We start from the raw sequence: 26,867 nt of genomic DNA on the forward strand, positions 1-26,867 counted from the left end.
TTCAAAATTATCTTGCCTTGGAGAGGGGAATATCCAATGATTATTGACCAGAATTCCGTAAAACCACATATCATTAACGAAACAAGTTCGCGCAAAATTTTGGGGATGGGTGGAACACTCATGATGGTGGAAGTTACCTTTGCCAAAGGTGGGATCGGCGAAGTCCACTCCCATGATGCGCACGAGCAAGTCAGTTATATTGTAAAGGGTAGCTTTGAGGTTCAAGTAGGCGAAGAGACCAAAGTTCTCCAAGCGGGAGACAGCTTCTATGCAGGCTTGAATGTGCCACACGGGGTAAGAGCGCTGGAAGATGCGATTATACTGGATGTATTTACGCCATTCCGTCAGGATTTTCTTGAGGCAGACCAATGAGTGACTTTTACCTTTCAGCAGACGAGCTGCAGCAGGCAGCGCTATACTATCAGGAGCATTTTCCAGAGGAAGCCCGAAATTCAGTGACGATTGCCAACCGTGCTATTCTGAATGAATTTATTGTGCCATATACGAATGATCTAACCAACTGGATTCCACTGGGTACGCCGGTGGACTGGCTTCACAATCCGACCAATGATCTGGAGTTCACGTGGGGCATTAACAGGCACTGGCATATGCTTGATTTAGGCAAAGCTTATCTGATGAAAGGCAACCCGTTATATGTGACTACCTTTATCGATCACTATCGTACGTGGCGAGAACAGAATCCTGTGCCTATTCATCTGCCATATGATGAAGCTGTTTTTTTTCAGAAACCAGGTCCTTGGCGTTTGCTTGAAACAGGTCTGCGTGTGCAATCCTGGATTGCCGCGTACAAATATATGGAATCCAGTCCACAATTGGACGATGCCTTTCGGGCCGAATTTCTGCAAGGGCTGGAGGAGCATGCGGAATTCCTGACGAATTATCTCGGCAGTACGGAAATTAATCATGCCATTATGCATATGCAGGGTTTGTTTATGATTGCGGCTTTTTACAAGGAGCATCCACGCAGTCCATTCTGGCGTCAAGTGGCTACCGAACGGCTGGAGCTGTGTCTGCTGCATCAGTTGAATGAAGAGGGAATCCAGGTCGAATTGAACACCCACTATCATAACGCGAGTATTGAGATGTTTGGTACACCGTATCTGCTGGCAGGTATTTCGGGACATCCGTTCTCGGCGTGGTATGGGGAATGTTTACGGAATATGGCCGCGTTCACCGAAGCGATGATCAGACCGGATCATCAATCGACGGGCATTGGAGATTCGGACTGGCTTAGTGATGGACGACAACGGTTGACACTGTTAGGTGCAATTCTGGGAGACGAGGATCTCATGGCTCGCGGAACCGACAGTTCAGAATGCCTATGGCTGGTGGGTGTGGCAAAATACGAGCAGTGTGTCAGGCTGCAGGCTGGAGCATCCCGATCATTGACAAGCCGTACATTTCCCCAAACCGGATATTATGTGATGCGGGATGAGAAGCAATATTTGTTCTTTGATGCAGCTCCGATGGGTGGTGCTCACGGTCATGCGGATGCTTTGAACATCGAATGGATGTGGAATAACCGGCTGTTCTTTACGGATACGGGACGTTATACGTATGAAGAAGGGCAGTGGCGTCATTATTTCAAAAGCACGCGGGCACATAATACGATTACCATAGACGGGACAGATCAGACACCTTATGTATCCACTCAGCAATGGGGTGAGCCTGAGGCGGAAGCGACAACACATCGCTATGAGAGCCAAGCCAACTATCACTTTATGGATGCTTCACAAGATGGATATACACACCTTCCCGATCCGGTTAGCCATCGTCGGTGGGTGCTTGCAGGCAAAAGCGTACCTCTGCTTCTGGTGGTGGACTGGCTGGATGGTAAAAAAACACACACGTTGGAGCAACGGTTCCATTTGCATCCGGATGCACTGCTTGTATTGCGCAAGGAAGATCAAGCGAAACAGCGAGCAGGCATTCGATTTGACGATTCTTCCACTAAGCTGTGCATTAAATTTTTGATGGCGGGGGATGGCAGCGAAACGTTTGAGTTGACAGAACAGGTGGGCTGGGTATCTGAAATCTACGGCTCGAAATCGGAAACGGCTGTTATTCAAGGCAAAGCTGAATTTTCTGGCAAAGTGGGCGTTGTGGCCATAGGCCTACCGGCTGACGAATCAGAAGAAGCTGTGAAAGTTACAGGATGTGCACTGGAGCCGGAACAAATGAGGTTCACGCTAGATTACGAGTACCGCGGTCAGGAAGCCCGGATTGTGATCGACGAACATCAGGTGGACTGGAAGTAGTTAGAACCTGTTTGCATATGCTGAAATTTATAAAATGATAAGCTCCATGCTTACAGCTAGATAGGATGGATGGAGTGAAACCGTAAAAGGATTGCAGGCTCAGCTTATTACTGAACCTGCAATCCTTTTTACTTTGCCCAGCCTATTGTTAAGATGTATGATCAGCTAGCGGGTTACTTCACTCTCCGGCCCCGCTTCACTCTCGTTGCTTTAGAAGTAACGGGCCTGGGAGAGGGAGGTTTTTTAACCGTTTGAGTAGGGCGGTTGCGGTATACCCACAAGGCATATTCCAGCGGCTGTGTGATCGCTTTATAATAAATGCTTCGTTCACCAATTCGGGCAAAGACTTCACGGGCAGGTTTGGGGTTGACCTCAAGCAGGTAGATTTGCCCACTTTTGTCTATCGCCAAATCCAGTGCAAGCTCACATAGATCGCCATACGTATCCTCAAGGAACGAAGCTACATCAATGCCAAATTTTGCTGCCGTTGCTGTCACTTCTTCTCGCAGTTCTTCTTCGGGAATCCATTGTTTCATCAAACGCTGCATGGCAATGGCCTGCCCGCCTCCATGAAGGTTTGAGGTTACACTTTTCTCAGCGCCCATGCGCCCTGCGCATCCTGTGAGTTCCCATTCGCCTTCTCCGTTTTTCTGAACCAGCATACGGTAGTCATGTACTCTGCCGTTAGGAAGCTGGAGCTGAATCCCTTTTTGCACCAAATATTTATCTTTCATGTTCCAGTGCTGGAGCAGGGGGCCGAGCCTGGATAGATGAACCTTGCGCGGTGTAATAATGCGGCGCTTCTGATCGCGGCCTTGAACGAGTACTGTACTGGGTTCCTTGCTGCTACGTTCTACGCGCAAAATGCCCCGTCCGCCTGTGCCGTTGATCGGTTTCAGATAGATCAGCGGGGACACCTTGAGCATTCGGTTTACATCGGACATGTCCTGAAATAAAATCGTTTCCGGCAAATGCTGCCGGAAGGCGGATTGCTCGGACAGGGTTTGATGAATGGTCCATTTATTGCGTAAAGGTCGATTCAGAAAGAGCAGATGTCCGTATTTTTCACGAAAGGCAAGGAGTTGCTGGAAACGATGGTTTCGCTGAATGCGGCACCGATCAAAAATCAGATCCGGGAATGCGCGCCATTCCCTGGACCAGCCATTCTTTTCGTCATACACCATCGCTTCGATCTGCCTGCCGCCGGAATGGACATCAGCAGGTGTGAATACATAAATATCAAGTCCCCGTTTGCGCCCCTCCAGAATCATTCGGCGGTAGATGCTTCGTTCTTCCAGAGCGCGGTGTTCATTCAGATACAATGTCATAATGCCCAGAACAGGTGAGGACACAAACAATCACCTTCTTTGTATGCAGTATTCCTGCCATTCATCGTGCAGACTGACGGGCAAGATAGGCGCTGTACTGGAAAATGCGTTCCAGTGAACGTCGCCTGATCTGTGGTTCATCAAATTTCATCGGTTTTGCATTGGCTTCAAAAAACCAGATCTCACCCAGATCATCCACGCCAAGATCCATCGACATTTCACCAAGTGTATGTCCCGAACCGCGCTCAACCTGTCTGGCAATCATTAAGGAGGTAGACTTTACCCGTTTCATTAGAGCTGTAGTCATTTCTTCCCCAAATAGCTCTGTGAGTAGCTTCTCCGGGTCTTCTACACTTCCGCCGCGAGGCACGTGAGTTGTAATGCTGCGTGAGCCTGCCAGTCGTGCACCGATGCCAGTCACACTCCATTGCCCTTTGCCATTTTTTTGCACAAGCACACGAAGGTCGAAAGGTCGTTTGTGAGAAGAAGCGAGCTCGATGCCTTGTTGCATGATATAGGGCGTATGTCCGGTTTCTTTGCGAATTCGGGCCCATAACTTGGATAACGTGGCTGCCTTGTATGTCATACTTTTTCGAGTGTTTTGTATTTTAAGTCGGTAAGGCAGCTTTTCTTTTTCTTGAAATTTGAGCATCATGATGCCTTTGCCAGCTTTGCCGCTCTCCGGTTTCAGGTACAAATAAGGATAGGTGCGAAGTACCGTACCAAGTGAAGATGCGCTGCGCATCCGCCGGGTATGAGGAATCAATTGCTGCGTAGACTTGGATTTTTTGAGCCATTCAAACAGATTCCATTTATTGAAAAAATACGGGTTATACAGTTCAATACCGGATTGCAGACATTCTTCAATTTTACGTTGAACCGAGGGTTTGCGTTCATCTTCCCGGTTAGGAATACGGTTATAGAGCACATGAGGGAGAGGGAACGGCTTTGAAGTCCATTTGCCGCTCCCTTTGTTGTACGTATATCCTTTCACGGTAGGTCCAGTCATATTAAGATCGCGGACTGTCACGATATAAACGACGTAGCCCATGCTTTCACCTGTTTGCAAAATATCCTGAAAATTTTGATGATTCCCTCTGAACATCCGCTGTTGATCATGCATGGTGAGTACAGCGATCACAGGTTTGAAATCATCATGAAGGCTCATCAAATGCTGTCCTTCTTCCGGAATTTGCTCAAATACAGGCAGTGCTCCAAAATGTGTTCCACCGACGATTTGCCCTCCACCCGGAGTGAAGGGTGACGGAAGATGGAGCGCCCGGGTTTGGCGTTCGCTTCGAACATCCATACATGTTCCTCCTGATCAATGCCCAGATCAAAGCCAATCTCACCAATCAGATGCTGGTGCTGGGATTCAATCGCCTGGGCCAGTGTAATAGCGACGGATTTCGCCTGTTGCAGAACCTCGCCCGCACGTTCCCCGAAATTGCGACTGAGCGCCTGTTCAGGGGTCATTAGAGAGCCGCCATTTTTGATGTGAGTTGTTACACTTCCGCGTCCGGCTTTTTTGGCACCGATGCCAACAACAACCCACTGATTGTTCCCGTTCTTATGCATGTGGAAACGAAAGTCAATAGGGCATTCGTCAATCTCAATCAGCCGTATTCCCTGTTGAACGACGTAGCCGCGTAACTGCTTGCCATGTCTGCCTTGAAGCATGCGCATCAGGCTATTAAATGAACCAAAGCGCAACAGGGCGTTACCCCCTTTTTTGCGATAACGTGCAAAATATCCACGTTTAGGTGAGTAGGTTAAGCGGTAGATCCCGTTGCCAAGGCTGCCAGCGGTGGGTTTGTAATAAACGAACTGATGCCGCTCAAGCATTTCCCTCATCTGGTCAATTGTAGGATTGGTGATGGATTCCGGGATATAACGTCCTGCGGTGGGTTCGTTCTCCAGCAACTTGTAAATATCCGACTTATTGAAGAAGCTCCAGTTGAAAAAAGGAATTTTGCGGCGGATGAATCGTTCCCGAAGCTGATTGATCGCTGGCGAAAAGTCGGAGCGGCGGCTCGGCAAACGATTGTAAACCACATCGGGCAGTGGCACCGTCCTGCGGAAGAAGCTTCCGCTCTCATTGAGGAAGTACCCGGAAACGGTCTCGTTCTGCCAGTTGATATCTCGCGGAGTGAAGGCATAGATATACGATTTACGGCTTCCTTCACGGAGCAACTGCTTGATGAAACCGGTACGTGAGCCGAACGGATTCGAGCTTGAAGAAGAACCGTCGGACAGCACCCCGATGAGCGGTCCCAGCTGCACTTCATCATTCTGGAGGTTGCGAAGATAAATGCTGCCACGTTTGGGAACGTTCATTAAGTTGCGGATGCCTGATGCCAGATACAGATGTTTCCCCGCTTTGCGAATCGGTTTGATGGTGGCTGGCACGCGATCACGCCCGAACCGCAGATGTATCGTTTTTTTGCCGGACAGATTAAGGCTTTTCATTAAAGCATTAGATACGTACACCACTTTTTCGGGTTTTTGGGTGAAATGCAGATTGCAAAAGGTCAAACTCATGATTTATCCTCCTATCCTGAAAAAGATCCTTGTGCTCCATGGCAAGCAGGCATTACAGGCCTCAGCTACCTGGAATCGGGATGCGTTTCAGGCCAGCTTTGCTGGATGAATTCGGCATTTTCATTGGACGTGAGACGTCCGCGAGAACATGTTGTTGCAGCAGATAACGGGCATAAGCAAGTGGTTGTGTATACGTCAGGGCATGCATGTGTTTGTCATCTGATTCCGCAAATGAGGCGCGGCCTGGTTTTGAATTTACTTCAATCAACCACAGCCTGCCATCTACATCAGCTCCAAAATCAAGACCAAGTTCCGCGAGTCGGCCGAAACGGCTCTCCAGCGTCGAAGGAATGAGAGCGGCAGCATGTTTGATCTGTAGCAACAACGATGAAGATTTGTCTTTGCCATATCGCTCTGTAAGGTATGCATCAGCAGGATAAGCGTTACCCCCGCCGTGAAGATTCGAGGTCAGAGAGCCTTCAGCTCCTTCCCGAATCATACAACCCGTCAGCGTCCAGCGCCCTTGCCCGTTTTTTTGTACCAGTGCCCTTATATCAAATGCTCTTCCGTGATGGCTAAGCTCCAGATAAGGCTGCACAATCATGTTTTGTACAGCCTGATGTGATTCCAGCCAGGAAGATACATCCGTTGCTTGATAAAATGACTTGACATAGTGTTCGTTGCCTCTATTACGACCCTCCACAATCCAGGGGAATGGCAATTCTCCTGTGGATAAGCGGAAGGTGTTTTTGCCATGAGTTCCTGAGGCGGGTTTGAAAAATAAACCTTTGGGCCAGCGGGCAAGCCATATTTCCCAGGGAATAGTCGACCTAACCCGAGTGGTTGGAGCAAGTAGTCCTCGAAGGGTGGTTGACTTCGATAGAGCACGATGAACTTCCCATTTGCCAGGAAGTGCACTTGACCAAGAACGCTGACGAAGACTGGAGGTATGAGGTAGATATTGTTCCAACTGCTGCCTGGTATTTCTGGAAAGTGGATTCAGGCATCGGTTCATCACCAGATCGATCATAGGCATACGAATAGCTTTCCATTTCTTTTGATGATAAGTGTATGCTCTCTGAAGAATGCCTTCGGTATATTGGGCAGGAATCGGGATGACGATAATTCGTAACCCGTACCTGAAACTTTCCACGCAAAGCCTGCGGCAGAAGCGTTCATCTGCAAAAGGAGGTGAGCCTTCTGCTTCACGGACGAGTATAGCCATGGTATTGTTTTGCGGCGATGTAAACATGTTGCTGCACCTCCTTCATGAGATCAAACTTCAGAATCCGGCAAGATATGTGGAGTATTCAAGCATGGCTTTGACCGACGGGCGGATTTTGCTCTCGCTCAGCGGGGTATTATCGTTTTTGGAAGGTTTCGAATTCACCTCAAGTAGCCATACGCGTCCACTTGTATCTAGCGCGAGATCGATACCTAGCTCACCAAAATGGGCGGGGATCGCACTCTCAATCCCTTTGGCGATATCGAGTGCTGCTGTATGCAGTCCGGCATAGGCCGAGGCTTTGGCAGAACTGGACAGCTGCGTTTTGGCTACGGCTTCTTTGACGGTACTGAGGCTTCCGCCTCTCGCCAGATTGGAGACGTAATGACTGCCCCCTGCAATACGGGCAACGATGGAAGTTACACTCCACTTTCCTGTCTTGTTTTTCTGTACGAGTGCGCGGAAATCAACAGGCCTGCCGCTGTTGTCAATCAAGGTCAGTCCCTGCTGAATCTGATAACGCGTTGTTTTCATTTTTCCGGACATACTGGCATAGAGTTTATCCAGAGAAGCATAAGATTGTTTGCGGGTACCTCCAACACTTGTCGCCAGAGTTAGATATCCTCCTTCTGGCTGACGGGAGACCCGGATAATGCCTTTGCCCAGTGAACCACGGACCGGCTTCAGAAAGATGACCGGATAACGTTGGCACATTGCTTTGAGAGTCGCTGATGTTTTGAGTAGATGGGACTCGGGCAGCACCCGTTTGAGTGTCGGAATTGACTTAAGTGCGTCAAACACCTCATTTTTGTCCAAGAACTTTTCGTTAAAGGTGTGTGTACCGTATAGCGATTTTACTTCTTTCATAAAATGCTGTACGCTAGGTTTGTTCTCGAGTTTGCGGGACGTCAGCCGGTTATTGACCACATCTGCCACAGGCAGAACGGTCTTTTTCCAGCCGTCATCATATACCCAGCCTTGCATGTAACCAGTTACTGCTCCGATGTCCTCCGGTGTGAAAAAGGATACATAGGCGCCCTGCTTTCGGCAGGCATGCACTAATTCCTGGCAGAACATCGTAATCGAGCCAAAGGGCCGATCAGGTTGATCGGGGTAATCCTGGCTGACCATAACGCTGATGTAGGGTCCCAGGCGAAGCGTATGGCTGGAAGCACGGTAAGATACCCTCAGGACTGAACGGGGCACAAGGCCGGTTTTGCTGGCTACCGTCTGATTGAGTCTTAATCCGTCATACCGGGGAACCGGAATAACTGTAACTTCACGGCGGTACGAACCGAATTGCAGTTGAAGAGGTCTTCCCGAAGGAATCTTGAGTGCTTTGAGAACCCCTTCGCCCAGCATGATGACGTCGTCCTGCAGGATGCCCGAGCCGGTAACCTGTATCGTTACTTTTTTAGTGGACATCACGGATCTCCTTCCGGGCGGCAGCTTGATGTCTGATCTTGAAGTTGAACGGCATCTGAACATGGCATGTGCTTCATCATATGAGGACATATACCCCTTGGTGATTGACCCAGCCGGATTTAAATGTGTTTGATTTGGGGCGTTTTTGGGCGGCCTGATCCAGAACCTTTATTTGAGAGCATAGAATGCGTGTTCTTACACGGATGAACAACCAATTTAGAGGAGGAATTATAATGAATATTTATGACAAAGCCAATGATTTGGCAAAAGCACTAAGAGAAAGTAGCGAGGTTGAGGAGATTACCTCTGCGATGAAATTAATTGAAGCTGATCCAGAGGCCAAAGCGATGCTGGACAACTTCCGTAACCAACAGATGGAATTGCAACAACGCATGATGAGTGGAGATATGCCAGCACCGGATGAGATGGAAAAGATGGAGAAACTCTTTGAAGTATTGAGTCTGAACCTGAACATCCGCCGCCTGTTCGATGCAGAGCGTCGCCTTAGTGTAATTATCGAGGATGTAAACAAAATTATTGCAGACAGCCTCGCTCATCTGTACGGCGGAGCAGAAGCTTAAGCTATAAGCTCAATAAGCATGCACTTGTCTGTTTTTTTCTCTGATCCTCTCATATTCCCTCTGAACCGTTCATAGACTAGCTATATAGAGTTGACCTATATAAGTTGAACTTATCATTTATACTAGAACGGAGAGGACAGAAAAAACCTGAAAGAGCGAAGCGTTCGCCTTTATCACCGGATTTTCCCCTTTATTAAAGGGAATCAAAAAAATCTGGGGATAACAGCGACTGGAAGGTTATTCTGTCATTGGAGTGAAACGTATAAATAACTTTGGTTCGGCTTATCACAGATCAACGAACGAAGGAGCTGTGAATAGTGAAGAGGTTGAAAAAAACAAAACATGTCATCTATCTGCTGATTGCATTGTCAATGCTGGTTATCGCGCTTCCGCGCATTTCCTTTGCTGGCGGAATGGACTGGGTTAATATTTTCGGTATCGTGTGGGTGCTGTTCTCGCTGTTAATTGTAGGCGCACACCTGCATTTCATTCTTGGCGTAGATGAGGAGAAGAAACGTGCGCTGGAGGCTGTTCGTCGGGCGAAGTTACGGCAGTGGGAGATGAAACTGCTGGACAAGCAGGAGCGTAGCGAATCCGTATAAATAAGTTGATAGATAGACCGGAATCCTGAAGTGTGTGGGGTTTCGGTCTTATTTGTGTGTTCAAGCAAAGTATATAGGATCAGACCATGCAGGATAACATTGAGAAGTTTTTTGCAGGTCAGGACTCTATGTCAGATGGGGGTTATTTTCCTAAGGTCGTGTTATAATAGATACAGTATAGTACAGATGCAACCTCGGGGGTGGTACAGTTGGACGGACAAGAAGAAAACGTCACGAAGCATGAACAGCTTCTACAGCATATTGAACAATTGAAGGTGGGTAGCAAAATCTCGGTGCGCGGGCTTGCACGTGAACTGGGGGTAAGTGAGGGAACAGCTTATCGTGCCGTTAAAGAGGCGGAGAACTTCGGACTGGTCGTGACGAAAGAGAGAATCGGAACGGTGCGGATCGAAAAAAGACCTCGGGGCATGTCGGAGCAACTGACCTTTGCCGACGTGGTCACGATTGTGGAGGGGCATGTGCTTGGCGGTAATGAAGGACTAGCCAAGCCATTGCACAAGTATGTGATTGGTGCGATGAAGGAGCAGGCGATGGCGCGGTACATCGATGCTGGCAGTCTGCTTATTGTCGGTAACAGGGAAGATGCTCATTCTTTGGCATTGGAACAAGGAGCTGGCGTATTGATTACGGGTGGCTTTGGTACAAGCAGGGATGTAAGAATTATGGCAGATGAACTGGGATTGCCGATTATCTCCTCCAGACATGATACCTTTACCGTGGCCTCTATGATTAACCGTGCGATCTTTGACAGGCTGATCAAGAAAAAAATTATGCTGGTGGAGGATATTATCGGCCAGAAACCACGTCTGCAAGTGCTCAAAGTGACGAGTTCGGCCGCGGATTTCCATTCGCTGGTGTCTGAGACAGGGGAGCACCGCTTTCCGGTTGTAGATGAATGGAACCGGGTCATCGGTATTGTGAGTCTGAAGGATGTCAGTGAACTGCAACCGGATCAAAGTATTGAAAAGTGTGTCGTTCGCCGTCCGATTACAGCATCGTTACAGACCTCCCTTGCTTCTGCTGCGCAGATAATGACTTGGGAAGGCATTGATTTCCTACCCATCGTTGATCGTAACCGTAAGCTTATTGCTTCCGTTACACGTAAGGAAGTACTGCAAGCCATGCGTGATGCGCAGAAGCAACCCCAGCTTGGCGAGACCTTTGATCATCTGATCTGGAACGGATTCGCAGAAGAACGTGGGGAACAGAACGAACTTTTGTTCCACGGCTTCATTATTCCCCAGATGGCCACGGATTTGGGGACGATCTCGGAAGGTGTGTTACTGAATGTTATGACACAAGCTGCCCGAAGAGCCGCGTGGGACGTCACAGGTAATGACCATGTGGTTGATAACGTAACGACTTATTTTGTCCGCCCGGTGCAGATTGAGGATCAGATTATGGTGCGCCCCATGATTCTGGAAACGAGCCGCAGGACATGCAAAATGGATATTGTCATTACCCGTGAGGGCAGTGTGGTGTGCAAGGCAGTCATGACGTTGCAGTCCATAGACCATGCTTAGAATAAATGCATAATACGTAATCGAAAGCGATTATCTGGAAACATATCCAGGCACATAAAAAGAGAGCGATTGCCCGTCAGGGGAAGACGTGAGCCATGGATTCTGCTATGCGGTATGTGCACTTTGATATGTACGGATCAGCATGTACAGATCACAGCAATGCAGCAAAGTGCATACGGCTTACTCGATTCACCTCAAGATTGTTCGGGAGTGCTCTCTTTTTTTTGCTGATATGTTGTCCAAACCTGACTTGTAGCGAAACGCTTCGGTATGTGCAACGTCTAACCCTAAGCGGTTGTATTGCTGGAATGCTGTTTAAGTCTGGCGTAGTAACTGCGATTACGGAGACCGGCAAACACATTGTAAGCTCCCATGATCAGGAAAAGCGCTTCCACAATGACAGATAACGTAGAACCGGTAAAAACAAACATCAAGATCAGTGCGAGAATGATAAGCATGCAGCCCATCCAGATATTCGTCCAGGAGCGATACAAACCGGCAACATGTTGGTCAGTCGTCCGTCGTGAACGAATGCTGTTCATGGCAGAACAGATCATAGCGATGGCGAAGAGGGCGATCAGGATATACTTGAATACTTCGATCAACACGCAGAAGCAACTCCTTTTTTGAAAAACATAGACTGCCCTTATTGTAGCATGTGACCATGCAGCCCAGGGCAGTTTTTTGCATTTTTCGGAGATTATGCTGGAACGTGAATGCGGATCTGTACCCAGACTTGTAAAACGCCCTCCATGACAAGCATCGTTTTGACCTGAACGGAATATTCTTTTTCCCTGACTTTATATATTTTCTGGTTAAGCATGATGCGTGTCATTTTGCTATATTCGTCGATGTTATACACATCTCTTCCACGCAAAACTTCAAGCTCATCCCCGAGTTTCTGTAACATTAGTTTTAGTGAGGCCTCGTCAGGGCCTTTATCGGATTCTTCGGCGCGAACTTTGATCTCTTTGATCACCGTTTGGCGCTTGCTGTATTTTTTCAGCGTTTTTATATCCTCCTCGTTCTGGTGTAGTTGAAGCTGCAACTCCTGATTGTTTAGCCACAGTTTGTTGTAACTGAGATGAAAAACACCGTTATACACAACACATCCAGCGATCATTCCGAGTACAAATACGGCAGTCATACGCATCAACGGGCGGTAGCGGGAGAAGGGGGGAAGTCTCATACAGGGTCATCACGGGTCATCTAACCCCGACCTCCGCCGCACACCCATTTCACCAGTTCCGTTCCCATATGTGCCCCCATAAAGGCTGAGATCAGGTATAGGATTTGTTTCACTGCTGGTGACAGGTTGCCATCCAGAAAATTACTCTCAATGACTCGCATCGGATCGATCGTACCACCCACAGCGGCAGCGAGTGCCCAGATTTTTATTTTGCCAGAAATATCGAGCATGGTTTGTGTGGGAGGCTGAAGGGAAATGACAGCACCTATACCTCCAATCATCGCGCCGCCCAGCACGATCCCGAATGCAATAAAGAAGTCAAGAATGGCTTTGGATAAAAAAGTGCTCACCCACAACACCCCTTTCAGACCAGCAGCATCCCGCCTGTTTTAGGTTTGTACAACAGGGGAGCAGCTTGTACTTCTATTGTATGGGCGAGCCCCCTGACGTTATGATAAAATAGAATAATAAACTCTCTTATTTTAGATAGAGAATTCAATTTTAACGGTAACATTCATATAAGTGCATATTTACGCGGATTTCGACGATTCGGATCTTGCGCATTATAAAGTACACTACGGCGGCACACAGCATCAATGATGAGAGCTGCCACTGTAAGCGGGGAAAGGAAGTAAAAAGACATGAGTTCTTTTGTGCATTTGCATGTTCACAGTGAATATAGTTTGCTGGACGGCGCTGCGCGTATTCCGGATCTCGTGGATAAAGCCGCAGATCTGGGGATGACGACACTTGCGCTGACCGATCATGGCGTCATGTATGGGGCTATCCCATTTTATAAAGCCTGCGCCCAGCGGGGAATCAAACCGATTATCGGCTGTGAAGCATATATGACGGCAGGTTCTCGCAAAGAACGGGGAAGCCGGAAGGATCAACCGATCTATCATTTGATTTTGCTGGCGAAAAATATGACCGGTTATCGGAACCTGATGAAGCTGTGTTCCATTGGACATCTGGAGGGTTTCCACTATAAACCGCGTATCGATATGGAGAGTTTGGCGGCACATCATGAGGGAATTATCTGTCTCAGCGCTTGTCTCGGCGGCGAAGTTCCTCAGCATCTGTTGCATGGGCGTGAAGAAGAGGCGCGCCGTGCCGCGCTACGTTACAAAAACATCTTTGGCTCCGACTTTTATCTGGAACTACAGGATCACGGACTGGCTGAGCAAAAAAGAGTCAATCCGCAGCTGATCAAACTCGCTGCTGAATTGGAAATCCAGCTTGTGGCAACGAATGATGCTCATTATCTGTCCGAAGAGGATGCAGAACTGCAAGATGTCCTGATCTGTATCGGGACAGGTAAAACGGTAGAGGATGAGACTCGTTTGCGGATCGGAACGAACCAATTGTATTTGAAGAGCGGCGAGCAGATGGCTCGTCTGTTCCCTCATGTGCCGGAGGCCATCGCTAATACAGTCCGCATCGCCGATTCTTGCGAATTGGAGCTGGAATTTGGCAAATCCATTTTACCGGAATACCGTCCGCTCCCTGAAGGTTTGAGTCCGTCTGCATATCTTCGTCAGTTGTGTGAAGAGGGTATGAATGCCCGGTATGCAGACTCCGATCGGTGGAACGATACGGCGCTTCGTACAGAGCTGGAGCAACGGCTGGACTATGAGTTGCGCGTAATTGACAGTATGGGATTCTCGGATTATTTCCTGATCGTGTGGGATTTCATCGCTTATGCGCATAAGCAGGGAATTGTCACCGGACCGGGTAGGGGTTCATCGGCAGGAAGCCTGGTGGCTTATACACTTCGTATTACGGATGTCGATCCGATGAAATATAACCTGCTCTTCGAGCGTTTTCTCAATCCTGAGCGGATATCCATGCCCGATATCGATATCGATTTCAGTGATGAACGTCGTGACGAGGTCATTGATTATGTGGCACAGAAATACGGCAAAGCCCATGTTGCCCAAATTATTACGTTTGGAACCATGGCAGCCCGGGCTGCAGTCCGTGATGTTGGGCGGGCGCTGAACGTGCCATATGGCGAAGTGGACAAGGCTGCGAAACTGATTCCTGCACAGCTCGGCATTAACATTGAACGAGCAATGGAATCTACGCCGGAGCTGAAGGCGTTGTATGAGACGAAACCCAAGACACGTGAGCTGCTCGATATGGCAATGAAGGTGGAAGGCATGCCTCGTCATGCTTCCACGCATGCTGCGGGTGTCGTCATCTCACGAGATCCGCTGACGGATGCCGTTCCATTGCAGGAAGGAAGCGAAGGAACAGCCCTGACACAGTATTCCATGGAAAATCTGGAATCGATAGGGCTGCTTAAGATGGATTTTCTCGGCTTACGAACCCTCTCCATTATAGAACGTTGTCTGCGCTGGATTGGGGAGCGTGCGGAAGTTCCAGATTTTACACGGATTGCTGACGACGACCCACTTACGTATGAGATGCTGGGACGCGGCGATACGATGGGTATATTTCAGCTGGAATCTGCCGGAGTACGTCGTGTGTTGAAGGAAATGAAGCCGAGTGTGTTCGAAGATATTATCTCCGTACTGGCGTTGTACCGTCCAGGTCCGATGGAGTTTATCTCCAAATACATTCAGGGTAAGCATGGTCAGATTGAAGTGGAATATCCACATGATGATCTGGAGTCGATTCTGAAAGATACGTACGGCATCATTGTCTATCAGGAGCAGATCATGCAGATTGCATCCCGTATGGCGGGCTTTTCCTTGGGAGAAGCGGATTTGTTACGTAGAGCTGTTTCCAAGAAAAAACGGGAAGTGCTCGATCTGGAACGAGGCCACTTTGTTCAGGGCAGTCTGAAACAGGGATATAGCGAAGCAGAAGCAGACCTCGTTTACGATATGATTGTCAAATTTGCCAACTACGGCTTTCCACGTGCTCACGCGGCAGCGTATGGTGTGCTTGCATTCCAAACGGCTTACTTGAAGGCGCACTATCCCGTGCATTTCATGGCTTCCATGCTGACCGCTGTTATGGGGAGCCATCGTAAGGTCGCAGAGTATGTAGTGGAATGCCGTCACATGCAGATTAATGTGCTCCCGCCAGATGTAAATGAAAGTGGCATTTTGTTCACACCTGTGTTTGCTTCGTCTGCTGTGAAGGAGATGGATGAATCAAGGGTAACGGGTGAAGCTCCCGAAGCCCGCGAAGATGCTTCTGATGATAATTATGAGGAACATGGGGATTACGGAGAGGTGCCGTTACCGGATGATCCTGGGCCTATGCCGGAGGATAACGAACACTTAACGGAGATGGAGAGAAGTGGATACGACGAAGGTTGGCAGGCTGTATCTGCTAAGTCAGATTCGAAAGAGTCTGGCCGTAAGTTAGACCCGGGTCTGGTGAGAATATCTGTATCGGACACTGTGCTTGGATCGGAACAGGTTCATGATCAGCAAGAAATGCGGGCTCATGATAGGATGAAGGCTGACGAGCATGCTCAGTCTGAGGATGTGACGCACAACCAGAATCCCGATCAGGCGCATGGACGGATTCAGGAGAAGGTATCTGAATTAAGCAATGAGGATAGTGGAGCAGTAACGATATGGTCTTCTGGAGCCATTCGTTTCGGGCTGGCTGCAGTGAAAAATGTAGGTACACAAGCGATGGAAAGCATTATGGCAGTCAGACAGGAAAAACCGTTCGACAGTCTGCTCGATTTTTGTCGCCGTGTTGATCTAAGAGTGTGCAACAAACGTGTCATTGAATCGCTGATTCAGGCTGGAGCATTTGACAGCTTGCCAGGACATCGTGCGCAACTGCTGGCAATGTTAGACGAGACCGTTGAAGCGGCTCTGAAATGGCGTAAAGAACGTGAGGACTTGCAGATTCAGCTGTTTGACTTTGTGGAGACACCAAACTGGGAGATTGAATATCCGGAAATTCCGCCGTTCTCGGCAAGTCAGCAGCTGGAACTGGAACGTGAATTGCTTGGTCTGTATCTGTCCGGTCATCCACTGGATGACTACGAAGATGTGCTCGCATCGAGCGGGGCTGACCGGATCATGGAATTGACGGAAGCGGCTGACGATACGATGGCCGTCGCCGCAGGTATGGTGGTGTCCGTAAAGTCGATTACGACGAAACAGGGCAAGGCCATGGCGTTCATGGAGCTGGAAGACCAAGTCGAACGCTGCGAAGTGGTTCTCTTTCCCGAGGTATGGCGGCGAAGCCAGCAACATGTCGGGAAAGGTGAACTGCTCGTCGTGCGTGCCAAGGTGCAGCAGCAGGACGAGGGCTTTAAGCTGCTGGCCGAGGAGGTGTCGCCGCTGACACCGGCGGCACTGGAACAGCAGCTGCGCAGCCGCGACCGCCGCGGCAAGCCCGGCAGCGGCAGCGCTTCGCGCCCGGCGCAGGCGGCTTCGCCGCAGCGACCGGCGGGCGCGGGAGCCGCAGCGCAGCGCAGCAGCGCAGGCGTTGACGCTTCCGCTGCGCGTGCAAGCGGAAGCCGCAGCCCTGCCTCGGCGCGCAGCGAGGCAGGCACAGGCGCCGCAGCCAGCGCACGCGCGGGCAGTGCGACGCCTGCGGCTGGCGCGGCGGAGCAGGGCCGCGCGCCGCGTGGGGCCGAGCAGCGGGTGTTCGTGAAGCTCACCCCGCAGGCCGAGAAGCCCGAACTGCTGGCGCGCCTCAAAGAGTTGCTCCAGCAGCACCCTGGCCCGGTGGCGACCGTGCTCTTCTACGAGCAGCAACAGAAGCTGCTCGCCCTGAGCGACGCCTACCGGATCAAACCTTCACCGGCACTGTTCTCCGAAATGGAGAAAATGCTTGGTGAAGGGACAGTCAAAATCAAATAAAGCTGAAGCAGGTTTTCACCACCTTCAGCGGGGGATGTCCACCGTTTGCAAGATCAAGAACGGTGGGCATCCTTTTTTTATAAAAGTTCCGTCAATGATGTATCCCTTCGGCTCAGTGTTATCGTTCACCAGAAGTCTTTGCGCGAATGTACACATTGCCAGTGGTAATGATCACAAGAACGGTTATTCCGGTGAAAAACAGCAAAATACGCCGGGAAATTCTATTTTATGAGGAATTGTGTCTGCTCCATTTACCATGATCTCCGTCCTGAATTACAAGGCTCTCTCTATGAATGAATGATGAGGGAGATACCCTCTTTGAAATTTTAGTCAATAAACGCCAGCTGTACTTGCACATGCTAGCCAACAGAAGATCGGTATGGCGTAATGTCAGCTTGAGCGTGTACATTCGCACAATTTATGAACATTTTGGAAGTTCACTGCATACACTTGAGAACACCGAAGAACTTGGAGGTTCTCGGGGGATTGATGCGGGAGGTCGAGATATGTCATATGAGATCGCGGAAGCTATGCTGGCCCGGCGAGGTGTACACATTGATGCTATCGCAGAGATTGTATATCGTTTGCAGAAAGGGTACCACCCGGAATTGACCATGGACGACTGTGTAACCAGCGTAAAATCCGTTTTGCAAAAAAGAGAGGTACAGTACACACTGTACACCGGCATTGCGCTTGACGAACTGGCTGAAAAAAAGCTTCTACCCCAACCGCTGCAAGCGATAATGGAAGCGGATGAGTCACTCTATGGAGTGGACGAGACTCTGGCTTTAGGGATAACACATGTGTATGGCATGATTGGTTTAACCAGTTTTGGCTATCTGGACAAGGAAAAAATAGGTGTGATTCATGATTTGAATGAACAAAAATCGGCCGTTCACGTGTTCCTGGATGATCTGGTTGCAGGTCTTGCTGCAGCCGCCTCCGCGCGGATTGCACACAAGAATATTAAAGCCAAGAAATACCTTTCAGACCTGTAAGATCTATTAATACCAACAGAAACCTGTGGTTACCATCTCAATCTGTCCAATAGGATTAAGGGCGGCTATGGCTGCCCTGTAAGGTTTTTGCCTCTTAGGAAAAGTCAGCGAATTATATCACATGACTATGACCATTTGGCTTGCCAAGCAGGGGGCAATGTCCCGAATCATCCGATTTTCTCCTGAAAGGTCTTCAACCCTTCCTTGCAGAAAAAAACGGAGGTATGGTATCATTAGTCCAATATACGGGCTCTGAACATTAGCTTAGGGGGCGGACATGGCATGTGGACGGTGATTTACATTGCGCCGACAGCAAAGGTTGCGGACAAGATCAAGACCAAGCTTTCGGAAGAAGGTTTTCTGGTACAGACCCGTCCCATCAGTTTATCCAAGCAACAATATGAGATTCGCGTCCCTTCTGGGGAATTGGAAGAGGTTCAGGAAGTGTTGAATTCCATTCTGCATTCTTGATTCTCGATATTGAAGTGCCTTGGCAGATAACAAAAAGTACCACTGGTACATAAGGGACTGACCGCGGAAGCGGAAAGAGGAATCGACTTGCATGAGTATAATGCTACTGTCCTTCCTTCTTTTTTTGTTAATCGGTTATAGCAGGTAACATCAATTGTGCGGAGAGTAGCCGTTGAGGTTTGCCTTGTATCGGAGGAATTTTGTTCTGAATGCTAGTAAGGTATAAGTCTTAACATGAGTAATAAGCGTAAGCGGTTCACCGCAGCATGCAGATCAAGCTGATTGTTACAGCGGACTGTGGCCTGCGGCCATCAAATTATTGGCTGGAGAGGTGTAGTTGTGTTCAAAGATATATTCCAAAAGAAACGGAAGTACGCTACCATACCTTCCGAGCGTGCAATTCCAGGTGAACGTCAAGAAGCCGTCGAGCGCCCAAAACGTGAAATACCTGAAGGGCTTATGAACAAGTGCAGCAAATGCGGCACCATTCAATATAGCAAGGAACTGGAGAAAAACCTGAAAGTATGTCCTGCCTGCGGCTACCATATGCGTCTTAACGCCATGGAGCGTATTGCAATGGTACTGGATGAAGAAGGTTTTGTTGAACATGATGCCGATATGGTTTCGGTTGATCCACTCGGATTCCCGGGGTACAGCAGTAAGCTGGAGCAGCAACGTCTGAAATCGGGTTTGAAGGAAGCCGTTATAACAGGAGAAGGGACCATTGAAGGTCTTCCTGTTGTTGTTGCTGTAATGAGCTTTGATTTCTTCACAGGCAGTATGGGCTCTGTAGTCGGAGAGAAAATTACCCGTGCTGTTGAACATGCCATTGAGAAGAAGCTTCCTTTAATTATTTTCTCTACTTCAGGCGGTGCACGGATGCAGGAGAGTATTCTGAGTCTGATGCAGATGGCTAAAACAAGTGCGGCTTTAGCTCGTTTGGACGAGCAAGGCGGGCTCTATATTTCGGTGATCACCGATCCGACAACCGGTGGGGTATCGGCTAGTTTCGCGAGCCTTGGCGATATTATTATCGCTGAACCTGGCGCTGTATTTGGTTTTGCAGGCAGAATAGTAATTGAGCAAACGATCCGTCAGAAGCTGCCGGATGATTTCCAGACCGCAGAATTCAACCTCCAGCATGGTCAACTGGACATGGTTGTTCACCGGAAAGAACTTCGGACAACCCTTGGCAAGCTTCTCGATATGCACAGTGAAAAGGGAGGGGTCTAAATGGCGGGTAGTTTGCCATATGAAGCGCCTCTGATTGAGATGCGCAAAAAAATTGAAGAACTCGTTCAGTTTGGGCAGGAAAAAGGGATTGATTTTACCGAAGAAATAGCCCGTCTCGAAGAACGTTATCATAGACTTGAAGAAGAGATTTACACCAGCATAACACCGGCTCAGAAGATGCATTTGGCTCGTCACCAGCAGCGTCCAACAGCACTGGATCTGATTCAGCTCATTTTTACTGATTTTACCGAACTGCATGGTGACCGTATGTTTGGTGACGACCTTGCGGTTGTTGGTGGACTCGCGAAGCTGAATGGACAAACCGTAACGGTACTTGGCCAACAGCGTGGAAAGGATACGAAGGACAACATCGCCCGCTTTTTTGGAAGTGCTCACCCGGAAGGTTTCCGTAAAGGACTTCGCTTGATGAAGCAGGCTGACAAATTTGGTCGCCCGATTATTACGTTTGTTGATACTAAAGGAGCGTATCCGGGTAATACTGCAGAAGAGAGAGGTCAATCGGAAGCGATTGCCCGTAATTTGCTGGAGATGGCTAAACTCTCGGTTCCTGTTATTGTTGTTGTCATCGGCGAAGGTGGAAGCGGCGGTGCTCTAGCTATGGCTGTAGGTAACCGTGTGCTCATGCTCGAGCATGCCATCTATTCTGCAATTTCTCCTAATGGTGCGGCATCGATTCTATGGAAGGATGCATCCAAAGCAGATCAGGCCGCTGAAGCGATGAAAATTACGGCGAAAGACCTGCTCGAGATGGAAGTGATCGAAGAGATTATCCCTGAACCGCGCGGCGGGGCTCACCAGGACTATGATACAGCTGCAACAGCGATCTCCGAAGCTCTAGTTCGTCATCTGGATGAGATGAAAGGATGGAGTGCGGAGCAATTAAAGCAGGATCGCTATGAAAAATTCCGCAAAATCGGCTCAGTAACCTTTGAAGCACCAGCAACAAAGGAAGAAATTGTTGAAAAAAACGAGTCTACAGGTGAAGTAGACCCACAAACCGGAGCAGAATCTGTCCAAGTGGAAGCATCGGAACAGCCGTTAGAAGCAGAACCTGTGAAAAATTTGTCGGGAAATGCAGAATGATGTGACGAATTTCCTATACAAATGATCGAAAGTATAGTAAATTTAATAGTTGGAAAAAGAAAAATAGAGATATAAAGTTAGACCTTTAAAATCGGAGGAAACCCAAAATGCGCAAAACGAAAATTGTATGTACGATTGGCCCATCCAGTGAATCCCTGGAGAATACCAAGAAACTGATTATGGCTGGCATGAACGTAGCCCGTCTGAACTTCTCCCACGGTGATTTCGATGAGCACGGCGGACGGATCGTAGCGATTCGCCAAGCATGTGAAGAGCTGAACAAAACTGTAGCAATCCTGCTGGACACCAAAGGACCGGAAATTCGTACAGGTAAACTTGAAGTTGAGCCAATTGAATTGGTTCAGGACGAGTACATCACTTTGACGACAGAAGAAATTCTGGGAACCAAAGATCGTCTTTCCATTACGTATGCAGATCTTCCTAAGGATGTTGAAGCTGGATCTACAATTCTGATCGACGACGGTCTGATCGGACTGACTGTGGTGGAAGTACAAGGCACCGAGATCAAATGCCGTATCGTTAACGGCGGTACAATCAAAAGCAAAAAAGGTGTTAACGTTCCGGGCGTTGCGATTTCCCTGCCGGGTATCACTGAAAAAGATGCTAACGATATCGTGTTTGGTATCGAACAAGGTATCGATTTCATCGCAGCTTCTTTCGTTCGTAAAGCAAGCGACGTGCTTGAAATTCGTGAATTGCTTGAGAAACATAATGCAGGTCACATTCAAATTATCTCCAAAATCGAAAACCAACAAGGTGTCGACAACCTGGACGAAATCCTTGAAGTGTCTGACGGCCTGATGGTTGCTCGTGGAGACCTGGGTGTGGAAATCCCTGCTGAAGAAGTACCACTGGTACAAAAACGCATGATCGAAAAATGTAATGTTGCGGGTAAACCGGTTATTACAGCTACACAAATGCTGGATTCGATGCAACGTAACCCGCGTCCGACTCGTGCGGAAGCAAGTGACGTAGCCAACGCAATCTTTGACGGTACAGATGCAATCATGTTGTCTGGTGAGACAGCTGCCGGTAAATATCCGGTAGAGTCCGTGCTGACAATGTCCCGTATTGCAGAAAAAGCAGAATCTGCTCTGCCTTACCAAGAGTTGTATCTGAAACAACGTGTTGCACAACAAACAACGGTTACTGAAGCGATCAGTCAATCCGTTGCTCTGTCCGCTCAAGATTTGAACGCGAAAGCGATCATCACTTCGACAGAATCCGGACATACCGCACGTATGATCTCTAAATATCGTCCAGAAGCTCCAATCATCGCTGTAACGACAGAAGACAGAACTTCCCGTCGTTTGGCACTGGCATGGGGTGTAACTCCTGTTAAAGGTAGATTGGTTGATTCTACGGATGCTTTGTTCGAAAATGCAATTGAAGGTGGCGTAAAATCAGGACTGGTTAAAGAAGGAGACCTGGTTGTCATTACAGCAGGTGTACCTCTGGGCCGCTCCGGTTCTACTAACCTGATCAAAGTTAGCCAAATTCCAAACAACGCTTAATTGTAGCGTATGATTCGGTAAGTAACATGAAAGAAGCAATGGGCCCTTATGTCCCGTTGCTTTTTTTCCATCTTCATGACACGATTCTGTGATTTGAAGCGTATGAATGGTAGAGCCAAGGAGGCTGAGAACGTGCGAAAAGAAAGTAATGGTAACTGGTATACAGCTCGTCTTCGTGTACGTTATCAGGAGAGCGACCAGATGGGGGTTGTCTATCATGCGAACTACCTGAACTGGTTCGAGATCGGCCGTACCGAGATGATTCGCCAAATGGGGTATACATATCGTAAAATGGAAGAACAGGCACTGTTGCTTCCTGTAACCGGTCTGGATGTGAAGTATCATAAACCGGCGCGGTACGATGACGAGATCATCATTTTCACTCGAATCACTGCTTTTAGCGGCTTGCGCCTGAATTACGAGTACGACATAAGACGTATGTCTGAGGAAGATGATGCTTCACTCGCTGTCGGTGAACGGGTGTGGGCACATGATGAATCACTCCCAGGTGAACGACTGGTGACGGGATCTACCCAGCATGTGTGGGTGAATACAGACTGGAAGCCGGTTAGACTGGATAAGGTCGCTTCAGAGCTATACAGCGCGCTTGAAAAGGTGTGGTTCTCAGGAAAGGAGTAACATATCAATGCGAAAATGGATGTGGGCTTTACTTTTATTAATTCCGGTAATTGAGCTGTTTGGTTTCATTCTGATGAGTGATTGGATCGGGGCCGGAAAAACATTGCTTCTTATGATTCTCACGTCCTTGATTGGTATAGCCATGTTACAGTTTGAAGGGCGTAAGGTATTGATGGACGCCAAACAGGAGATGGAACGCGGCAAGGTGCCTGGGCGGAAAATGGTCGATGGTCTTTTCGTTTTTGTCGGCGGATTCTTGCTGTTGATCCCTGGTTTTGTGACCGATCTCATCGGTTTTACGTTAGTATTTCCGTTAACACGTCCAGTATATCGGTTATTCTTCCTGGGCTGGTTGGAGAAAAAGATGAGAAACGGCAGCATTACATTTTATCGCCGTCCGAAATAGGAGAGCATCTATCTCGTTTAAACCAAAAGTCTCCGTTCTGCAGACACCTTCTGCTTGGAACGGAGACTTTTTTGCATTAGTTTAACTGGAAAAGAATTGTGATTAATACTCTTCAATCAGACTCATCGGACTCTGCCATTAATGATATAGGTCCTGAGGTCACGAAGTACATTGGCACGGTTAAAAGCATCGAGAATCACAAGACTCACCGGACCGATAATGAGGCCTAGCACACCAAATAGCTTCAAGCCAACAAACATGCCTACTAACGTTGCGAGTGGGTCTAGCCCCACACTACTGGCAAGAACTTTCGGTTCAATGATCTGCCGGGCAATAAGCAGGATAAGATAGATCACACTAATACCGATGCCAAGATAGATATCCCCGTTCATGAACAAATACGCCGCCCAAGGTACCATTACCAGACCGACACCAAGATAGGGGAGCAGGTCGACCAGACCAATCAGCAGAGCGATCGTGAACGCTGACTTGACTTGAAGGATAAGTAACCCAATCATGACGAACAGCGCTGTAATCGAGATCATGATCAGCTGTGCGCGTACATAACCAAAGAGGGCTTTTTTGAGATCATTCCAGATATCAGAGATCGGTTTGCGAACTGCAGACGGAACCCAACCAGAGACGGTAATGCTATGACGCGTCCAGCCTTTGCTAATGAAAAAGGTAGATAGCAACACCACAATGAGAACTGCACCCATATTAGGTAGCGAGGTCAGCAGGTTTAAAATCAGGTTGAAAAACCCAGTAACAAGGTCACTTACCGCTGTTCCTACGGTCTCTGTTGTTTTGCTGATGTTACTATTAATGGTTTCTTGATAATTCGGGTTTTCTTTGTAAAAATCGTTAATCTGCGCTATCAAACTTTGGATCGTATCGTTCTGCGTCCAGCGTACAAACGTTTCTTTGATTTCGTCCACATGCAGATCGAAACTGGTGGTTAGTGAAATGACTTCTTTAACCATACGAGTAACAGCCGCAGATAAAATTACAGCGATTGCCCCAAAATACAATAGAAGTGATAAGGTAACCGCGAGCCAGCGTGGAAAACGGAGCCTGTTCTGGAGCAACTTTACGAGCGGATTCATCGCGTAGGCAATAATCCAGGCAATAACAAAAGGATATAACAGCGGGAACAATAGATATACGGCTACGGCGATCAGAAAGGTAGCTACAATAACCCACAGACCGCGAAGCAGACGTTTGAGAATGATTCGATCCAAGGTTCAACTCCCCTTTATTCAGTCAAGAGCTTATCTTATTAATATAGAGCAATCGTAAGCTTTTGAAACGCCAAAAAGAACAGTCTGCAACCGTGTGCCGGAATCCTGCTTAGCACATCGTCTGCCTAAAGTATGCCTGAGTTTTACAAATTATAGCAATAGATTTTGTGACTATATTTTGGTTTGATTTCTCTAATGACATAAATTGTTTAGTACACATTAAATCCCAACCCTGCTTGTGTAAAGGTTTTCAAAAATGCTTTATCGGTCCGATAAATATGTTTGATGTGCGAATGAACTCTCATCATGTTCACATAAACGACAAAATCCAGTATGATGATATAAGTAAATACCGATTGACAGATAAGAAAACCGAATTTTGACAACTTAGGTCATTTTTAAAATGAAACGGTTTACAAAAGAGGTTAGGTGCACTTTGGCACTGATATGACTTAGAATGATTTCTGATTTCGCTTATTAAAGGAGAGATGTAATATGACAGCTACCAAAGGTCTGGAAGGCATCGTTGCAACAACCTCTTCGATCAGCTCTATTGTAGACGGTGTGCTTACATACCGTGGATACGATATCGATGATTTGGCTGAACATGCAAGTTTTGAAGAAGTTGCTTATCTGCTCTGGTTTGGCAAGTTGCCAACAGCAGATGAACTGAAGTCACTTCGTAAAAGTCTGAGCGATTACGCGCCGATTCCAAGCGAATTGATCGCCCAAATCAAGTTGTATCCAAAACACATCAGCACGATGGCAGCTCTACGCTCTGCAGTCTCCGCGCTTGCGCTCTATGATGAGCAAGCCGACGAGATGACAGAAGCTGCGAACGAAAACAAAGCGGTGAAGTTGCAAGCGCAATTGCCAACCATTGTAGCGGCAATCTCACGTATTCGTAAGGGGCAAGAGCCTGTGGCTCCAAAAGAAGGCGCTTCCATCGCTGCGAACTTTTTATACATGATGACAGGAGAAGAGCCGTCCGAAACAGCGGTAAAAGCACTTGATCAGGCGCTTGTTCTGCATGCAGATCACGAGCTGAATGCTTCAACATTTGCTGCCCGCGTTACGGTAGCGACCCTGTCTGATATTTACTCAGGCGTAACTTCTGCGATCGGTGCACTCAAAGGGCCTTTGCATGGTGGTGCAAACGAAGCTGTTATGAAAATGCTGGACGAGATCGGTACACCGGATCGTCTGGAAGCGGCTATTCAGGAAAAACTGAATAACCGTGAGAAAATCATGGGCTTTGGACACCGCGTATACAAAAATGGTGACCCACGTGCAAAGCATTTGCAGAAGATGTCCAAAGAACTGGGTGAGATGAACAACGATACCCGTTTGTATGAGATGTCCGTGAAGATTGAAGAAATCGTGACAGGCCAAAAAGGTTTGAAGCCAAATGTCGATTTCTATTCCGCTTCCGTATACACTCAACTGAAGATTGATCAGGAATTGTTCACACCGATCTTTGCGATCAGCCGCGTGTCCGGTTGGACAGCGCATATTCTGGAGCAACTTGCAGATAACCGCATTATCCGTCCGCGTGCCGAGTACACGGGCCCAACAGATCAGAAATACGTTTCCATCGATCTTCGCTAAACTTTAGCAAAAACAGTATAATCATATAGATGAGGCGAGGGGCTTGTGAATGCGAGGCTGTACTGCCGAGTAGAGACAGCCCTTCCTTCCTGCAAAAATGTGGTATGCTTCAT

At 48.1% G+C, this 26,867-nt stretch carries 23 protein-coding genes; 14 read left to right on the plus strand and 9 right to left on the minus strand.

The window, feature by feature from the left end; genetic code table 11:
- Positions 1-36: 36 nt before the first annotated feature.
- Together BLQ13_RS12845 and BLQ13_RS12850 are read left to right on the plus strand one after the other, a co-directional pair.
- Entirely contained in the window at positions 37-372 is a 336-nt protein-coding gene (locus BLQ13_RS12845) for a cupin domain-containing protein (RefSeq protein WP_090920180.1), read from the plus strand.
- Positions 369-2,279, plus strand: coding sequence for an alginate lyase family protein (locus BLQ13_RS12850; protein ID WP_090920183.1), 1,911 nt, complete (start codon positions 369-371; stop codon positions 2,277-2,279). The genes BLQ13_RS12845 and BLQ13_RS12850 overlap by 4 nt, the downstream gene beginning before the upstream one ends.
- A 173-nt stretch (positions 2,280-2,452) precedes the next feature.
- On the opposite strand, the gene BLQ13_RS12855 is transcribed toward BLQ13_RS12850, so the two are convergent.
- The 5 genes from BLQ13_RS12855 to BLQ13_RS12875 all read right to left on the minus strand — a co-directional run bounded on the left by BLQ13_RS12855 (position 2,453) and on the right by BLQ13_RS12875 (position 8,798).
- Positions 2,453-3,631, minus strand: a complete 1,179-nt coding sequence (locus BLQ13_RS12855) for a YheC/YheD family endospore coat-associated protein (protein ID WP_090920186.1) — start codon at positions 3,629-3,631, stop codon at positions 2,453-2,455.
- A gap of 37 nt (positions 3,632-3,668) precedes the next feature.
- Positions 3,669-4,775, minus strand: a complete 1,107-nt coding sequence (locus tag BLQ13_RS12860; protein WP_090920188.1) for a YheC/YheD family endospore coat-associated protein — start codon at positions 4,773-4,775, stop codon at positions 3,669-3,671.
- Positions 4,775-6,148: a YheC/YheD family endospore coat-associated protein gene (locus tag BLQ13_RS12865; RefSeq protein WP_090920191.1), complete on the minus strand. Its 1,374-nt coding sequence runs from the start codon at positions 6,146-6,148 to the stop codon at positions 4,775-4,777. Before BLQ13_RS12865 ends, BLQ13_RS12860 begins: the two co-directional genes overlap by 1 nt.
- Before the next feature lie 61 nt (positions 6,149-6,209).
- Entirely contained in the window at positions 6,210-7,400 is a 1,191-nt protein-coding gene (locus BLQ13_RS12870; RefSeq protein WP_090920194.1) for a YheC/YheD family endospore coat-associated protein, read from the minus strand.
- Positions 7,401-7,430: 30 nt separating this feature from the next.
- A complete protein-coding gene (locus tag BLQ13_RS12875; protein ID WP_090920197.1) occupies positions 7,431-8,798 on the minus strand; it encodes a YheC/YheD family endospore coat-associated protein in 1,368 nt (455 codons plus the stop codon).
- Between the two features lie 233 nt (positions 8,799-9,031).
- Between BLQ13_RS12875 and BLQ13_RS12880 the strand changes: the two genes are divergently transcribed.
- The 3 genes from BLQ13_RS12880 (at position 9,032) to BLQ13_RS12890 (ending at position 11,525) form a co-directional block, all read left to right on the plus strand.
- On the plus strand, positions 9,032-9,379 hold the full coding sequence (locus BLQ13_RS12880) for a YlbF/YmcA family competence regulator (protein ID WP_090920200.1): 348 nt from the start codon (positions 9,032-9,034) through the stop codon (positions 9,377-9,379).
- 317 nt (positions 9,380-9,696) lie between these two features.
- Positions 9,697-9,981 carry a hypothetical protein gene (locus tag BLQ13_RS12885; RefSeq protein WP_090920203.1) on the plus strand — a complete coding sequence of 95 codons (285 nt, stop codon included), beginning with the start codon at positions 9,697-9,699 and terminating at the stop codon, positions 9,979-9,981.
- A gap of 209 nt (positions 9,982-10,190) precedes the next feature.
- A complete protein-coding gene (locus tag BLQ13_RS12890) occupies positions 10,191-11,525 on the plus strand; it encodes a DRTGG domain-containing protein (RefSeq protein ID WP_090920206.1) in 1,335 nt (444 codons plus the stop codon).
- Positions 11,526-11,812: 287 nt separating this feature from the next.
- Here the strand turns inward: BLQ13_RS12890 and BLQ13_RS12895 are convergent, their stop codons facing one another.
- The 3 genes from BLQ13_RS12895 to BLQ13_RS12905 all read right to left on the minus strand — a co-directional run bounded on the left by BLQ13_RS12895 (position 11,813) and on the right by BLQ13_RS12905 (position 13,064).
- The gene (locus BLQ13_RS12895) at positions 11,813-12,133 is read right to left on the minus strand and encodes a YtpI family protein (RefSeq protein ID WP_090920209.1); all 321 of its coding nucleotides are present in this window, start codon (positions 12,131-12,133) and stop codon (positions 11,813-11,815) included.
- A 92-nt stretch (positions 12,134-12,225) separates the two neighbouring features.
- On the minus strand, positions 12,226-12,714 hold the full coding sequence (locus BLQ13_RS12900) for a sporulation membrane protein YtrI (RefSeq protein WP_090920211.1): 489 nt from the start codon (positions 12,712-12,714) through the stop codon (positions 12,226-12,228).
- Positions 12,715-12,734: 20 nt separating this feature from the next.
- The gene (locus BLQ13_RS12905; RefSeq protein ID WP_090920214.1) at positions 12,735-13,064 is read right to left on the minus strand and encodes a YtrH family sporulation protein; all 330 of its coding nucleotides are present in this window, start codon (positions 13,062-13,064) and stop codon (positions 12,735-12,737) included.
- Positions 13,065-13,355: 291 nt separating this feature from the next.
- On the opposite strand from BLQ13_RS12905, the gene BLQ13_RS28840 reads away from it, so the two are divergent.
- The 8 genes from BLQ13_RS28840 to BLQ13_RS12955 all read left to right on the plus strand — a co-directional run bounded on the left by BLQ13_RS28840 (position 13,356) and on the right by BLQ13_RS12955 (position 23,905).
- On the plus strand, positions 13,356-17,519 hold the full coding sequence (locus tag BLQ13_RS28840) for a DNA polymerase III subunit alpha (RefSeq protein WP_244159307.1): 4,164 nt from the start codon (positions 13,356-13,358) through the stop codon (positions 17,517-17,519).
- 506 nt (positions 17,520-18,025) lie between these two features.
- Positions 18,026-18,517: a phosphatidylglycerophosphatase A family protein gene (locus BLQ13_RS12925; protein WP_090920516.1), complete on the plus strand. Its 492-nt coding sequence runs from the start codon at positions 18,026-18,028 to the stop codon at positions 18,515-18,517.
- A 282-nt stretch (positions 18,518-18,799) separates the two neighbouring features.
- Positions 18,800-18,988, plus strand: coding sequence for a glutamate decarboxylase (locus BLQ13_RS12930; protein WP_090920220.1), 189 nt, complete (start codon positions 18,800-18,802; stop codon positions 18,986-18,988).
- 339 nt (positions 18,989-19,327) lie between these two features.
- Positions 19,328-20,221, plus strand: a complete 894-nt coding sequence (gene accD, locus BLQ13_RS12935) for an acetyl-CoA carboxylase, carboxyltransferase subunit beta (RefSeq protein ID WP_090920223.1) — start codon at positions 19,328-19,330, stop codon at positions 20,219-20,221.
- On the plus strand, positions 20,222-21,325 hold the full coding sequence (locus BLQ13_RS12940; protein ID WP_090920226.1) for an acetyl-CoA carboxylase carboxyltransferase subunit alpha: 1,104 nt from the start codon (positions 20,222-20,224) through the stop codon (positions 21,323-21,325).
- A 107-nt stretch (positions 21,326-21,432) separates the two neighbouring features.
- Positions 21,433-22,860 (plus strand): pyruvate kinase, encoded by a 1,428-nt coding sequence (pyk, locus tag BLQ13_RS12945; protein WP_090920229.1) that lies wholly within the window; start codon positions 21,433-21,435, stop codon positions 22,858-22,860.
- 132 nt (positions 22,861-22,992) lie between these two features.
- The gene (locus tag BLQ13_RS12950) at positions 22,993-23,499 is read left to right on the plus strand and encodes an acyl-CoA thioesterase (protein WP_373323200.1); all 507 of its coding nucleotides are present in this window, start codon (positions 22,993-22,995) and stop codon (positions 23,497-23,499) included.
- A gap of 1 nt (position 23,500) precedes the next feature.
- Positions 23,501-23,905, plus strand: coding sequence for an FxsA family protein (locus BLQ13_RS12955; protein WP_090920522.1), 405 nt, complete (start codon positions 23,501-23,503; stop codon positions 23,903-23,905).
- Between the two features lie 122 nt (positions 23,906-24,027).
- Here the strand turns inward: BLQ13_RS12955 and ytvI are convergent, their stop codons facing one another.
- Positions 24,028-25,146, minus strand: coding sequence for a sporulation integral membrane protein YtvI (gene ytvI / locus BLQ13_RS12960; RefSeq protein ID WP_090920232.1), 1,119 nt, complete (start codon positions 25,144-25,146; stop codon positions 24,028-24,030).
- A 495-nt stretch (positions 25,147-25,641) separates the two neighbouring features.
- Between ytvI and citZ the strand changes: the two genes are divergently transcribed.
- A complete protein-coding gene (gene citZ / locus BLQ13_RS12965; protein ID WP_090920237.1) occupies positions 25,642-26,754 on the plus strand; it encodes a citrate synthase in 1,113 nt (370 codons plus the stop codon).
- Positions 26,755-26,867: the final 113 nt, after the last annotated feature.

Origin of the sequence: Paenibacillus polysaccharolyticus (genome assembly GCF_900102085.1) — a bacterium.
GTDB lineage: Bacteria > Bacillota > Bacilli > Paenibacillales > Paenibacillaceae > Paenibacillus > Paenibacillus polysaccharolyticus.

Excerpts from the sequence above, each read along its gene's own strand:
- BLQ13_RS12845 (WP_090920180.1), top strand. The coding sequence starts at position 37 with ATGATTATTGACCAGAATTCCGTAAAACCACATATCATTAACGAAACA.
- BLQ13_RS12850 (WP_090920183.1), top strand. The coding sequence starts at position 369 with ATGAGTGACTTTTACCTTTCAGCAGACGAGCTGCAGCAGGCAGCGCTA.
- BLQ13_RS12860 (WP_090920188.1), bottom strand. The coding sequence starts at position 4,775 with ATGAGCCTTCATGATGATTTCAAACCTGTGATCGCTGTACTCACCATG.
- BLQ13_RS12865 (WP_090920191.1), bottom strand. The coding sequence starts at position 6,148 with ATGAGTTTGACCTTTTGCAATCTGCATTTCACCCAAAAACCCGAAAAA.
- BLQ13_RS12870 (WP_090920194.1), bottom strand. The coding sequence starts at position 7,400 with ATGTTTACATCGCCGCAAAACAATACCATGGCTATACTCGTCCGTGAA.
- BLQ13_RS12875 (WP_090920197.1), bottom strand. The coding sequence starts at position 8,798 with ATGTCCACTAAAAAAGTAACGATACAGGTTACCGGCTCGGGCATCCTG.
- BLQ13_RS12880 (WP_090920200.1), top strand. The coding sequence starts at position 9,032 with ATGAATATTTATGACAAAGCCAATGATTTGGCAAAAGCACTAAGAGAA.
- BLQ13_RS12900 (WP_090920211.1), bottom strand. The coding sequence starts at position 12,714 with ATGAGACTTCCCCCCTTCTCCCGCTACCGCCCGTTGATGCGTATGACT.
- BLQ13_RS28840 (WP_244159307.1), top strand. The coding sequence starts at position 13,356 with ATGAGTTCTTTTGTGCATTTGCATGTTCACAGTGAATATAGTTTGCTG.
- BLQ13_RS12925 (WP_090920516.1), top strand. The coding sequence starts at position 18,026 with ATGTCATATGAGATCGCGGAAGCTATGCTGGCCCGGCGAGGTGTACAC.
- BLQ13_RS12930 (WP_090920220.1), top strand. The coding sequence starts at position 18,800 with ATGTGGACGGTGATTTACATTGCGCCGACAGCAAAGGTTGCGGACAAG.
- BLQ13_RS12940 (WP_090920226.1), top strand. The coding sequence starts at position 20,222 with ATGGCGGGTAGTTTGCCATATGAAGCGCCTCTGATTGAGATGCGCAAA.
- pyk (WP_090920229.1), top strand. The coding sequence starts at position 21,433 with ATGCGCAAAACGAAAATTGTATGTACGATTGGCCCATCCAGTGAATCC.
- citZ (WP_090920237.1), top strand. The coding sequence starts at position 25,642 with ATGACAGCTACCAAAGGTCTGGAAGGCATCGTTGCAACAACCTCTTCG.